The 10,792-nt window shown below is 60.0% G+C and carries 17 protein-coding genes and 1 tRNA gene; 12 read left to right on the top strand and 6 right to left on the bottom strand.

All coding sequences use genetic code 11. From position 1 onward, the window contains the following. Window positions 1-221: 221 nt before the first annotated feature. The 4 genes from K8U03_09385 to K8U03_09370 form a co-directional block, all read right to left on the bottom strand. The gene (locus tag K8U03_09385) at window positions 222-1,703 is read right to left on the bottom strand and encodes a type I restriction-modification system subunit M (GenBank protein ID MCE9605097.1); all 1,482 of its coding nucleotides are present in this window, start codon (window positions 1,701-1,703) and stop codon (window positions 222-224) included. Window positions 1,704-1,963: 260 nt separating this feature from the next. Then, entirely contained in the window at window positions 1,964-2,311 is a 348-nt protein-coding gene (locus tag K8U03_09380) for a hypothetical protein (GenBank protein ID MCE9605096.1), read from the bottom strand. Window positions 2,312-2,576: 265 nt separating this feature from the next. Next, window positions 2,577-2,921: a hypothetical protein gene (locus K8U03_09375; GenBank protein ID MCE9605095.1), complete on the bottom strand. Its 345-nt coding sequence runs from the start codon at window positions 2,919-2,921 to the stop codon at window positions 2,577-2,579. 286 nt (window positions 2,922-3,207) lie between these two features. Next, on the bottom strand, window positions 3,208-3,549 hold the full coding sequence (locus tag K8U03_09370) for a hypothetical protein (GenBank protein MCE9605094.1): 342 nt from the start codon (window positions 3,547-3,549) through the stop codon (window positions 3,208-3,210). A 746-nt stretch (window positions 3,550-4,295) separates the two neighbouring features. Between K8U03_09370 and K8U03_09365 the strand changes: the two genes are divergently transcribed. Continuing rightward, a complete protein-coding gene (locus K8U03_09365; protein ID MCE9605093.1) occupies window positions 4,296-4,580 on the top strand; it encodes a hypothetical protein in 285 nt (94 codons plus the stop codon). Between the two features lie 159 nt (window positions 4,581-4,739). Here the strand turns inward: K8U03_09365 and K8U03_09360 are convergent. Then, window positions 4,740-4,806, bottom strand: a tRNA-Arg gene (locus K8U03_09360). A gap of 200 nt (window positions 4,807-5,006) precedes the next feature. Here K8U03_09360 and K8U03_09355 point away from each other — a divergent pair. Then, complete coding sequence (locus tag K8U03_09355; protein ID MCE9605092.1) at window positions 5,007-5,588, top strand: hypothetical protein; 582 nt, start codon at window positions 5,007-5,009, stop codon at window positions 5,586-5,588. Between the two features lie 26 nt (window positions 5,589-5,614). On the opposite strand, the gene K8U03_09350 is transcribed toward K8U03_09355, so the two are convergent. Then, the gene (locus K8U03_09350) at window positions 5,615-5,983 is read right to left on the bottom strand and encodes a hypothetical protein (GenBank protein ID MCE9605091.1); all 369 of its coding nucleotides are present in this window, start codon (window positions 5,981-5,983) and stop codon (window positions 5,615-5,617) included. Window positions 5,984-6,119: 136 nt separating this feature from the next. Here K8U03_09350 and K8U03_09345 point away from each other — a divergent pair, with 136 nt between their 5' ends. From K8U03_09345 to K8U03_09300, 10 genes are all read left to right on the top strand, one after another. Then, window positions 6,120-6,296 carry a hypothetical protein gene (locus K8U03_09345; GenBank protein MCE9605090.1) on the top strand — a complete coding sequence of 59 codons (177 nt, stop codon included), beginning with the start codon at window positions 6,120-6,122 and terminating at the stop codon, window positions 6,294-6,296. Further along, entirely contained in the window at window positions 6,293-6,673 is a 381-nt protein-coding gene (locus K8U03_09340; GenBank protein ID MCE9605089.1) for a hypothetical protein, read from the top strand. The genes K8U03_09345 and K8U03_09340 overlap by 4 nt, the downstream gene beginning before the upstream one ends. Before the next feature lie 46 nt (window positions 6,674-6,719). Beyond that, complete coding sequence (locus tag K8U03_09335) at window positions 6,720-7,013, top strand: hypothetical protein (protein ID MCE9605088.1); 294 nt, start codon at window positions 6,720-6,722, stop codon at window positions 7,011-7,013. Between the two features lie 50 nt (window positions 7,014-7,063). Continuing rightward, window positions 7,064-7,543: a hypothetical protein gene (locus K8U03_09330; GenBank protein MCE9605087.1), complete on the top strand. Its 480-nt coding sequence runs from the start codon at window positions 7,064-7,066 to the stop codon at window positions 7,541-7,543. 16 nt (window positions 7,544-7,559) lie between these two features. After that, on the top strand, window positions 7,560-8,729 hold the full coding sequence (locus K8U03_09325) for a hypothetical protein (protein ID MCE9605086.1): 1,170 nt from the start codon (window positions 7,560-7,562) through the stop codon (window positions 8,727-8,729). A 4-nt stretch (window positions 8,730-8,733) separates the two neighbouring features. After that, on the top strand, window positions 8,734-9,297 hold the full coding sequence (locus tag K8U03_09320) for a hypothetical protein (protein MCE9605085.1): 564 nt from the start codon (window positions 8,734-8,736) through the stop codon (window positions 9,295-9,297). A 44-nt stretch (window positions 9,298-9,341) separates the two neighbouring features. After that, window positions 9,342-9,659: a hypothetical protein gene (locus K8U03_09315; protein MCE9605084.1), complete on the top strand. Its 318-nt coding sequence runs from the start codon at window positions 9,342-9,344 to the stop codon at window positions 9,657-9,659. Then, window positions 9,659-10,168, top strand: a complete 510-nt coding sequence (locus tag K8U03_09310) for a hypothetical protein (protein MCE9605083.1) — start codon at window positions 9,659-9,661, stop codon at window positions 10,166-10,168. The genes K8U03_09315 and K8U03_09310 overlap by 1 nt, the downstream gene beginning before the upstream one ends. A gap of 41 nt (window positions 10,169-10,209) precedes the next feature. Then, window positions 10,210-10,416 carry a hypothetical protein gene (locus K8U03_09305; protein ID MCE9605082.1) on the top strand — a complete coding sequence of 69 codons (207 nt, stop codon included), beginning with the start codon at window positions 10,210-10,212 and terminating at the stop codon, window positions 10,414-10,416. A gap of 81 nt (window positions 10,417-10,497) precedes the next feature. Continuing rightward, window positions 10,498-10,692: a hypothetical protein gene (locus K8U03_09300; GenBank protein ID MCE9605081.1), complete on the top strand. Its 195-nt coding sequence runs from the start codon at window positions 10,498-10,500 to the stop codon at window positions 10,690-10,692. Window positions 10,693-10,792: the final 100 nt, after the last annotated feature.

Genomic DNA, 10,792 nt, shown 5'->3' with positions numbered 1-10,792 from the left:
AGATCGAACGGTCGATCTCCTGGCTGCAGAACTTCCGGCGACTGGTCACACGCTACGAACATCACGAAAATCTGTTCCTCGGATTCGTTCAACTCGCCTGCCTCGTCATCACCCTCAGACGGTTTTGAAACTACTTCTAGTGTTTAACGGCGGTGCGATAGTTATTTCTAAGGATCGAGGAGCGCCGAAAGGAATAGGATTTTCGATGTTTCATGGCTTGGTCAGGAGCTCGACTCGGGAGGGGCGTCGAGGCGGTTGCTCAACGATGCCTGTCCGAGTTGAGAGAAGGCGGACCAATAGTGTCGCAGGGCGTCGACGTCGACTCCCGGCACCGCGCGCGGCAGCGAGCCGGCGACGTTGCGGAAGCCGCGAGTCGGCCGACCGTTGATGTGGTGTTGCAGGCTCAGGTTGTAGTCGGCCCGGGCGATCTCGTGGGTCGCCACGAGGCGGGAATAGCCGGGAATTTCCAGCCGATCGTGGAAGACGTCGACGATTCGTTGCAGATCTTGCTCGCGGAGTCGGTTCTTCAAGCCGTCTTTCACGAAGCTCGCACCGGCGTCGATCATGAATACGCCTTTGCGAGCGTGCGCACCGCGTTTGTCGACGATCACGATGCAGGCCGAGATACCGGTGCCGAAGAAGAGATTCGGCGGCAGCCCGATGATGCCCGAGATCAGGCCTTTGCGAATGAGCGCCCAGCGAATGTCGGCCTCGGCGCTGCCGCGCGCTCCGCGCGACAAGGCGCGTTGCGGCATGATGCACGCCCCGCGGCCCGTGCCGTTGAGCGAGTGAACGACATGCAGCAAATAAGCGTATCCGCCCCCTTTTTCCGGCGGCGTGCCGAAGGGTCGGAAGCGTTGATAAGGATCGAGCGCCGGATCGATTCCGCAGCGCCAGCAGTCGCCGTGCAAAAGCGGGTCGGCGACCACGAAGTCGAACGTCTTGAGCTTGTCGCCGTCTTTGAACTGCGGATCTGCGAGCGTGTTGCCGACGGCGATGTTCGCGATCGCGCCGTGCTGGAGCCGGAGGTGAAGTTGTGCGAGGCCGCTCGAAGCGGAATCGCGAGCTTGTCCGTAGAGCAGCGGCTTGCGCCGGGCGTCGATCGCGAGTCGGAGCAGCGGCGAGCCGAAGCCGAAGGTCGGGTCGTAGGCCGTCGTGGCTTCGGTCGCGCCTTCGCCGACGCCGAGCACCTGCGCCATGACGCGGCTCACTTCGGCCGGCGTGTGCGGTTGGCCGGAGTTCTTGCCGTTTTCCATGCCGCAGTAGCGCAACAGATATTCGTAGGCCCCGCCGAGAAGATCGTCGTGTTCGGGGAGGGTCGTCGAAAAGTCGAGCGCCTCGTTCTCGAAGATCGCGATCAGGGCGGAAAGGCGGTCGACCTTTTCCGGGCCGACGCCGAGACAAGCGTCGTCGAAGTCGGGCAGGTCGGAGAGCCGGTTGTCGGCAGCCAGTCGAGCCACGATTTCTTGATTGATCCGAGCCCCGATGTCGGGACGACCTTTGAGGGCTACGAGATCCTTAAATCCGGCGTCTGGCGGAACCACGATCGGAGCGCTCGAGCCGCTCGTGTATTTGTCGCCGGCGTATTTCACGCAGAGCAGCACCAACACGTAGTCTTTGAATCGACCGACATCCATCGAACCGCGAAGTCGCCGGCAGCTCGACCAGAGGAAGGAATAGAGTTTGGATTTCTTAACGACCATCGTGATTTCGTTTCGTTGCGAGGAGAAGCGACGAGCGGATCAAAAAGAAAGCGGGGCCGTAGGTCGGGAGAGAGACGACCTAGGGCCCCGCAAAGGCACGATTCCGCAAGGCACAGGTTTCTCGGAGAGCTTCGCATCTTGGGTCCGCGAAGAGGGGGCCGTGGGAAAGGAGAGAGATTCCCCTCGGCCCCCATTCGCGACTTACGCCCCATCGAGCAACTCCTAGTTGGCACAAGAGTCGTTCGACACGGCAACAAACCTTAGTTCAACGGTTCGGTGCTTCCACCGGGAGCTTGGATCGAAGTGCAGATGGCAACGCACTTCGATTGTTGCTCGCAGTTCATCACCATCCCGGGGAGATCACAGAAGTCGGCGGCATCGGTGAACTGTCCACCGGCGGTAAACGTGTGGTGCCCGCTGGTGGCACTGTACGAATACGTTTGGTTGACGTTGCCGAAGGCCTGAGCGACGTCCGCCAATTCGGTTGCCACCGAATCACGAACGCTTTTCAGACCCACGATAACTCCGATCACCAAGATCGTGGCGACCAACATAACTTCGGCCGAAACGATCGCACCGAATTCTTCCTTCCAAAAACGCTTCAACATGAGAGGACTTCTTTTAGTAAAGGTGTTGGTGAGACTCGCAACTCGCGGTTCCGCTAGTCCCTAGGTCGTGAGAGAGAGACGACCTCGAGGCTCGCAAAGGTTCCGCACGGCGCGACAACATTTACGCTTCTACATCGGACAGCAAACATTCGCGACGTAGGGGGCCGTGGGAAAACAGAGTCTTACCCACGGCCCCCGATCACGTTTCCATCGGTCTATCGAGCGAATCCTAGTGGGCACCCGGATTCGTTCGACTTAAGAGAGACTAGTTCGTAGGTTCAGTCGTGCCGCCTGGGGCTTGGATCGACGTGCAGATTACGACGCACTTCGAGTTGCCGATGTCGGTCGGGGTGCCCGGGACGTCGCAGAAGTCGGCGTTGTCGGTGAACTGGGCACCGGCGGTGAACGTGTGATGTCCGCTGACACCGCTGTACGAGTACGTTTGGTTGACGTTGCCGATCGCTTGAGCGACGTCGGCGAGTTCGGTCACGACGGAATCGCGGACGCTCTTCAGGCCTACGATGACGCCGATCACGAGAATCGTGGCGACCAACATGATTTCAGCCGAGACGATGGCACCGACTTCTTCACTCCAAAGACGCTTCAACATGGTTCTGACTTTCTAAAAAACAGGGTTTGGAAACGGACACTTACGGATCAGGTACGGATCAGGATCGGACGACAAGCCGCTAGGTCGAAAGAGCAAGGCGACCTAGAGGCTCGCAACAAAGGAACATTCGCAAGACGGTAATTCACAAGACAGTGGGATTCGTTGGGGATGGGAGAGCCGCGAAGAGGGGGCCGTGGGAAAAGAGAGTCTTACCCTCGGCCCCCATTCGCGTTTCCGACAGGCCGATCAACTCAGGCTTGGCACTTGAGTCGTTCGACCAGCGACGTTAGTTCGTCGGTTCGCTGCTGCCGCCTGGGGTCTGGATCGAGGTGCAGATCACGACGCACTTCGAGTTGCCGGCATCGGACAAAGACGAGACATCGCAGAAGTCGGCGTTGTCGGTGAATTGAGCACCGGCGGTGAACGTGTGGTGACCGCTGACGCCGCTGTACGAGTAGGTTTGGTTGACGTTGCCGATCGCTTGAGCGACGTCGGCGAGTTCGGTCACGACCGAATCACGGACGCTCTTGAGACCAACGATCACGCCGATCACGAGGATCGTGGCGACCAACATGATTTCGGCCGAAACGATCGCACCGACTTCTTCGCTCCAAAGACGCTTCAACATGGTTCTGACTTTCTAAACGTGGGTTTTTGTGAGAGACAAACTTTCACGCCCCCTCGACACGAGGCAGGCGGATCGGGCCCGGCTTCCGCCGTTTCCGCTTCCTCGACACACTTGGAACTCCGGAAATTCCTTGCGTGTCGAGCACAGTCGTTCCTGTCGTGATGACTGGCCGACATGTGACAATTACCGTTTTATACTGCCTATTCTATTTATTCAATCTATTTTATCTTTTTTGGTCATATTATTTTTCCTATTCATTCCGTCTATCTTGTTATTTCTGCTTCTAGGGAATGCAGCATGCGAAAATTGCTTGTTGCTAACTACTTATCAATAAGCAGTTTAGAGATGGCCTTCCGGTTGGAGAGACCATTGTGCCGTGGACCGAATGCCTTTCGACACGCTTGCGTTCGATACGAGGAGAGCCGACCCGACGGGCTCTTCGGAACGGTGCCGACGAAGCCGAAAGAGGCTTGCCGTCCACCAAAACCAACGCGCAGAAGCGATATTCTCAGAGCGTCGAGGCGTTAAGAGCCATCGGTTGCGGGGTTTGCTACGCCGAATCTCTTAGCTTTAATTCGGTCGTAACGAATAACACACGTCTTCGACGAAGATCGCCTACGAAATCCCGCATTCTCTAGTATCAGCAACTTCCTATTGGTTTATTCGAGGCTATACCCAACTAGTTAGGGAGTTCTACACACTTCGAGAACTCCTTAAAAACACCATCAAGAGTCGGAAGCTCAGACATGCCTAAAGTCATCAACGAGTGCAACGGATGCAGCACGGACAAGAGCGAACATGCTCGCCCTGACGCCATGAACGGGATGCACCCTGAGTTCGAGTACACGGACATCAGCGACTTGGCAGGCAACTCAAAGCGGTCTGCCGCTGAATTGCTCGAACAACTTCGGCTCGCCAATAAGCAGATCGTTCTGCAATCGCAGCGGATCGAGGAGTTGCAGGGCTATTTGACCTGTATCGTGAGCCTCTCTGCGAAAGTGCGAGAACTCGAGCTCGACGCCAGCCTCTAGGCGGCCTCGATACGGTAGTAGATCGAGCGGGAAGCATCCCGCCGATCGCGAGCATAGGCCTTAAATTCGGCCCTCAGGCGCAAGAATGCGCAATCATACCGCGGTACTCTGCCAGCGGGCCCTGAGCTTAAATTCAAGCTCGGCGCGAGAGCGAACGAGTACACCCGACAGGATTCGAACCTGTAACCCTCGGTTCCGAAGACCGAGGGTGTCAGAAATACCTCGTTCGCGGCTACCGGATCGGCAGTCCAGAACGCCGTTCGGCACGCCCTGTTTCAGCCCGTCGTTCGGATGCGAATGCCGTCCACTTCAGGGCAGAATATCCTTAGGAACGCTTCGAGCGACGGCTTGCCTTCGACGGTGTTCATAATCGCGAATCCCGCCTACCATGGCCCTGCCCCGAGCATCCAAAGATACAGGTTCGCGATGAATAATCTTAATACCGAGTCAGCCGATCCAACGGAGATGACTCTTGAACAATTCAACGCGTGGTATGCCGATCCGATCCTTCGACTCTGTAATGAGAAAGATGGAGGGATTGCCGCGCTTATCTTGAGCATTCCCTTGGCCGAGCGCTACTTTCGGCAGACCAGCGATAGCGGACAGTCGAGTAAACTCGGCGACTCGTTTTATCGGCAAATCGGCGAACGTCTATTCAACCTTCATCTGGATGAAACGAAAAAGCTTTGGCAGTGCCTCCGTGACGGACTCTTGCACCAAGCATCCTTCAATCATCAAAGCCACAAAGTGAAGATCTACATTACAAGGAAGGGGACAGGAGTCGATAACCGAGTGCGATGCAAAGAAATCGGACAGGTCTTGGAATTTGTTGTCGACGCACGAGCGCTAGCGGAGAAGATCGTGAAGATGGCGCAAATGAACTTCTACGACGTGTTCCGAGCGGGTCTATCGTCGAGCCATCCTTTGCTCGTTGAAAGCGAAATTCCCGGATGGGCCGAAGAATTTCTTACCGGCGAAAAGCTCGCTGGAGGGACCGGCTGCCCGTAGCGTGCGTGATCGTTTCCCCGGAAACGCTAGGCCGCTTTGCGCGACTTCGACGCGACGACGGCTGCCAGCGGTTCGATCTCCAGCTTCTCGCGCTTCTCCGCTTTGCTCTGCAGATCTTCGGCCATCGCGGCACCGGCGAGCTTGATGAACTCGTCTTTCCATTTCACGGTCCCTTCGACCGTGTGGATCGTCAAACGATATCCGGCATGCACGACTTCCTTCTCCACGCCGCCGTTGGCACGCGTGTGCTCCAACAAATCTTCGTAGATCGGGTCGCCCTGCCGCTCGACGCTTCCGGCGAGACGATTCAGCGTTTTGCGATTATCCTCAAGTTCAAGGTAATGCTTGATTTGAATCGCGAGGACGTCTTCTTCTTCGGCGATCTTCTTCGCCATAGCTAGCACCCTTCGGTTCGCGGCGTGGAGGAGATCCTCAGAACCTACTTCGCGGCGGGGGCAAAATTGGACCCCTATTTTGCACCACCTGGCACGTAGCATCGTTCCGCCCACTTGAGGGCAGGGAGATCGGATCATGGCGGGTCGCAAACGGACGCCCAAGTCGATCGAAGCCACCGTGCTTCGGCTGACGAAGGCCAAACGCTTACTGACGCACGAGATCGCTCGCGAAGCGGGCATCTCACGTTGGACCGTGCGACGCATCCGCAATCGGAATCCGGCCCCGCAACAATCCACAGCGGGTGCCCCATGAGCCTCTACGATTCCGTCCGCGGCGAACTTCGTGCGGTCATTAAGACCGCTCACGACAAGGTCGAAGCCGGAGCGCTCGGCGTGATGGCCGCGATGCATCAGGCCGTGCTGCCTGCCATACCCTCGGCGATGCAAATCGCCGAAGACCTCGCCGCCACCGGCCTCGAGAAGAAGGCCGTCGTGCTGCAGTTCCTCGCCGAGCTGTACGACCAAGTCATCGAACCGATCGATCTGCCAGGCCCGGACAACCTGATCGACCCGGCGCTCAAGAAGCTGATGCTCGTCACGGCCGACAAGCTGATCGACCAGTTCGCCGCGTTCTTCCATTCGTCCGACGCCCTGAGCGTCATCGCTACGTTCCAACCGAACCAGGCGTAGCGCTTCGGCGTCGGGCGTCTTCATCATCCCTTCCCGAGGTGCGGTCGTGCAGTTCCAACTTCTCAACCTGGCGTCGTCGCTCAACCTGCCGATGCTCGGCATCATCGCGGCCGCGTTCGTCGCGGGCGGGATCTTCGGACCGAAGCTCTTCGCGAAGCTGGGCATCCCGGGCCTGGCGTTAGGGGTCACGGTCACGCAGAGTGTCGAGCAAAAGCTCAAGGCGTTGATGGCGGACCTCACCAAGAAGCAAGACGCCGCGGCCGTGTTGGGTCTGCCTCCCGCGCAGATCGAGCCGGCGATCCAAGCCGCGATCGCCGAGCACTTCACTTCGACGAAGTAACCGCGTCGCCCTTTTGATTCCCTCACGACCGCAGCTGCAGGATCCGATTTATGAGCGACTCGGTAAAGCAATTCATCGGCGGTCTCGCAGTGGGCTTCGTGATTCTGTTGGCGATCGCTTCGCCGTTGCAGACCGTCGACTCGAGTAACGAGCCGCTGCCGCCGACGCAACTGGACCTGCGACCGATCTTCGAGCGGAACGGGAACGTCGGCGAACGTCGTGAGCATGCGCAGGCCTTGGCCGAAGTGATGGCGATCGTCGCCGAAGGCGTCGAGTTCGACGGCGAGCTCGAAGGCCGCGAGCGGGTGTACAACACCGGTGCCACGGTCGACGAGCAAATCGTCGTCATTCGGAAGTTCTACACGCAACGCTGGACGTTCTCCGAGCGCTACCCGGCGCTCGGAAAGACGATCGGCGAATATCTCAAAGCACGGCTGGGGAAAGACCTCGGCGACACGCTCACCGACGAACGGCGCTCTGAATGGATTCAGGCGCTCCGAGAAGTGCAGGCTTCGGCGCTGCAGATCTAAGCAAGGATGCTGATCGATGAAGACTCTCGCGCGTATAGCGGTCGCCTTCGGGCTGACCGCTTCGGCGACGCTGTTCGGCTGCAAGGATGCGGCCGAACAGCGTCCGACCGTTTCCAAACCGTCGCACGTTCGGCCGATTCACGAAGCGGCCGATCCCGACGTCGACGTCGCTCGGCCGGCACCGTTGCCCGATGCCGCGCCGGTCCGACCGCATGCTCTGCCGCCGATGGGCTACACGCCGCAGCCGCAACGGAGCGAGCTTTACATCCGGAGCTTGGCGCGACCGACGCTGCAGCAGGCGGCACCGCATTTTTTCCAAGCCAGGGGCCCGCCGACCCCGCAAGTCACTTCGGCGAGCGACGGAAAGCCGATCCTGCTCTATCGCGCCCTGAACGAGGCGCATCAGCGCAAGTTCGGTAAGCCGTTCGTCGTCGGCCGGCAGGAGATCGGCGACTGCACCAGCTGGGGCTGGTCGCACGCCGTCGATATCGTGCTGGCGATCGATTATCTCGAAGGTCGCAGCGGCGACTTCCAAATCGTCGCCACCGAACCGATGTACGGCCTCGGCCGCGTCGAAGGGGCCGGCCTGACCTACAACCGTTCGGGCGACGGTTCGTACGGCGCGGCGATGGCCGCGGGGGTCACGAAGTTCGGCGTGCTGTTTCGGCTCGACTACACGGGCGGCGCTTCGAGCGAATGCGACCTGCGCGTTTACTCCGGAGCTCGGGCCCGCAACTGGGGTGCCTTCGGTTGCGGCGGGCGAGCCGACGGCGGTCGGCTCGACTTCATCGCGCGACAACATCCGATTCGCCAGGTCGCGCTCGTCACGACCGAAGCGGAAACGATCGCCGCACTTTCCAACGGTTATCCGATTCCGGTTTGCTCCGGCCAGGGCTTCACCGAGTGGACCGACGTCAACGGGATCGCCAGGCCGAGCGGCAGCTGGCCGCATTGCATGTGCGCCATCGGCGTGCGGTTCGATATCCCGGCCGTGCTCATCCTCAACAGCTGGGGCCCGGATTGGCTCGACCAAAGCCGCGGCATCTATCCCTCCGACCAACCGCGCGGCGCTTTCTGGTGCCCGATGGCTACTTGGCTCCGCATGATCGCGGGGCGTGATTCGTACGCCGTGAGCTCGCTCATCGGCTTCCCTCGGCAAGAGCTGCTCATCGTCAAAGGTTTGTAACGCTATGAAATTCAAGGATCAAATCGTCGGCCTAGGCATCTTCATCGCGTTGCTCGCGGTCGGCTTCGGGGCCGGCGCGGCGTTTACCTCTTTCACCGGCCACGGCAATCTCGGCGGCACCTACGACGCTTGCGAAGAAGGACGGGTATACGTCGTTTCCCGGGAAACCGTCGACGTCATTCGCGACGTGGCGAGCAACGAGAAGTATTACACCAGCTGCGCGTTGCTCCATCACGGCGACCGTTATTTGCATCCGCCCGAGAACAAGCCGTTCATGATCGTCGGCGGCAACATCGTGCTCGTCGAGCTCGGCGATTCCGGTTCGAGGATTCAAGCTGCGAGCGAAGAGCATCAACGGCAAGACGCCGTGAACACGCGAATCCGCGACGAAGTGAAGGAGCGTGTCGACCGGTTGCGCAAGCAGCTCGAAGAGCGCGAGCGGGAATGCCCGAAGCCGACGTTGCCGGCGACGTTCGATCGCAGGCAGGACCGTGAGGCCTTCTGGGGACCCGTGCGATTCCACTGCCATCCCTCCGTTTATTCTTCGTCGCCGTTCGCGGAACGATAGTTCGCTGCGGTTGCGATTTTCGTCGTTCGTTTAAGGAGATCATCATGAAGGCTTTCATCATCAACTTGGTCGTGTCGCTGGTCACGACGATGCTCATCGACGGCTGCTCGACCGAGCGCGAGCGCAAGGTGAGCGATCGGAAGGTCGCCGACGCGGAAGGTCGCATCGAGCACAAGCTCGAGCAGCTCCGCAAGCGCCGCACCGACGACGGAGGCCGCGACGAAAGACGTCCCTGGTTTCCCGCCGGCGCGAATCCGATTGGACAACCCGCTCCCGCCGCCGCTCCCCCACCCGCTGCTTCGTCGGCAGTGGGTGACGCTGGAACCGGGCATGTGACGCTCAAGGTGGAGAGCGAGCTGTAATGCACACGGGATATTCCAGCCAAATCCGCCTGTTCGATCCGAACGCAATGGCCGTCCGTGAGCCGATGCTCTTTCGCACCACGCAGACGCAGCTCGGCGATCCCGGTCCGCCGCGCCGGGGTTGCTTCATCGAAACGTGGCTGATGATCGTCGTCATCGCGATCGTGTCGCTGGTCGTGTTGTTCGCCGGTTGCGCCGAGCCGCAGAGCAACGCCCTGCGTGCCAAGCGCGCGGCCGTCGGCATCCTCGGCGAGACGGCGATCAAGCGGGCTCGCCCGTCGTACCAGTTCGACACGTTGCCGAACTATCGGGCCTCGGCACCGGCCCTGCCGTCGTTTGCGGAAGCGTACACGGTGCCCGCGGGCGACGTGCAGTGGTTCGACCCGGCTCCGACGTTGGAGCCGTACGCACCAGCCCCCACGCCGCAGACGCGAAATGCGGGGCCTTGCGGCGATGGTCCGTGCCCCGCGGCGGCTCCGCGGTTGTTTCGACGTCGCGGTCGCTGGTAACTGCTTTACCCAAACTGCCATACCTACCGGGGACCGATGCCATGTGTTTTGCAACTCGAATGCTCAGGCGCGCTAAGCCGCGAAAGCAGTTCAAGTTCTTCTTCGTGTTTTGCGACGGCTCGGGGTTCAGCGACGGCATGTACTACAGCGTGATCGCACCGACGCCGGGCGATGCTCGTGCGCTGCTCAAGAAGCAGTTAGGAGGGCCGCTGCCGAAGGTCGTCGACAAATGGCGCGAGCCGGTCTGAAGCGGTTTCAAGACACCACCAATGGCCTCGGCTCGCGCAGGGATGCGCGGGCCGGGGTCGGTGCTTTTAAGGAGTCGAGCGATGCAGTTCTTTTGTCAGATTCTTTCGGTGTTGATCTTGATCGCGATGTTCTTCGTCACGGTCGATAGCGACTTCCAAGGCCGACCCGGTAAGTCACCGGCCGGCTTCACAGGTTTTATCAGCACGATGATCGTCATGGGCACGTTCGCCGCGATCTGGTACGGCGCGGGAACGTTCTCGCTTCTCCTGCGCTAGCCTGGTCCGCTCACACGCCGGCCAGGCCCAGGCTCGCCGGCGCTGACAGCCGGCGCATATGGCCGCCGGCGCTGGGCGAACGGGTCCCTCCTGGGCCTAA

The sequence above is a fragment of the Planctomycetia bacterium genome (assembly GCA_021413845.1).
Taxonomy (GTDB): Bacteria; Planctomycetota; Planctomycetia; order Pirellulales; family PNKZ01; genus PNKZ01.
The sequence above is the reverse complement of the archived record's forward strand: the minus strand, read 5'-3'. Positions and strand labels throughout refer to the sequence as shown.

Coding starts and splice junctions, on each gene's coding strand:
- K8U03_09330 (MCE9605087.1), top strand. CDS start 7,064: ATGAGCGACTCGGTAAAGCAATTCATCGGCGGTCTCGCAGTGGGCTTC.
- K8U03_09315 (MCE9605084.1), top strand. CDS start 9,342: ATGAAGGCTTTCATCATCAACTTGGTCGTGTCGCTGGTCACGACGATG.
- K8U03_09385 (MCE9605097.1), bottom strand. CDS start 1,703: ATGGTCGTTAAGAAATCCAAACTCTATTCCTTCCTCTGGTCGAGCTGC.
- K8U03_09310 (MCE9605083.1), top strand. CDS start 9,659: ATGCACACGGGATATTCCAGCCAAATCCGCCTGTTCGATCCGAACGCA.
- K8U03_09380 (MCE9605096.1), bottom strand. CDS start 2,311: ATGTTGAAGCGTTTTTGGAAGGAAGAATTCGGTGCGATCGTTTCGGCC.
- K8U03_09350 (MCE9605091.1), bottom strand. CDS start 5,983: ATGGCGAAGAAGATCGCCGAAGAAGAAGACGTCCTCGCGATTCAAATC.
- K8U03_09345 (MCE9605090.1), top strand. CDS start 6,120: ATGGCGGGTCGCAAACGGACGCCCAAGTCGATCGAAGCCACCGTGCTT.
- K8U03_09305 (MCE9605082.1), top strand. CDS start 10,210: ATGTGTTTTGCAACTCGAATGCTCAGGCGCGCTAAGCCGCGAAAGCAG.
- K8U03_09320 (MCE9605085.1), top strand. CDS start 8,734: ATGAAATTCAAGGATCAAATCGTCGGCCTAGGCATCTTCATCGCGTTG.
- K8U03_09375 (MCE9605095.1), bottom strand. CDS start 2,921: ATGTTGAAGCGTCTTTGGAGTGAAGAAGTCGGTGCCATCGTCTCGGCT.
- K8U03_09365 (MCE9605093.1), top strand. CDS start 4,296: ATGCCTAAAGTCATCAACGAGTGCAACGGATGCAGCACGGACAAGAGC.
- K8U03_09300 (MCE9605081.1), top strand. CDS start 10,498: ATGCAGTTCTTTTGTCAGATTCTTTCGGTGTTGATCTTGATCGCGATG.
- K8U03_09355 (MCE9605092.1), top strand. CDS start 5,007: ATGAATAATCTTAATACCGAGTCAGCCGATCCAACGGAGATGACTCTT.
- K8U03_09340 (MCE9605089.1), top strand. CDS start 6,293: ATGAGCCTCTACGATTCCGTCCGCGGCGAACTTCGTGCGGTCATTAAG.
- K8U03_09325 (MCE9605086.1), top strand. CDS start 7,560: ATGAAGACTCTCGCGCGTATAGCGGTCGCCTTCGGGCTGACCGCTTCG.
- K8U03_09370 (MCE9605094.1), bottom strand. CDS start 3,549: ATGTTGAAGCGTCTTTGGAGCGAAGAAGTCGGTGCGATCGTTTCGGCC.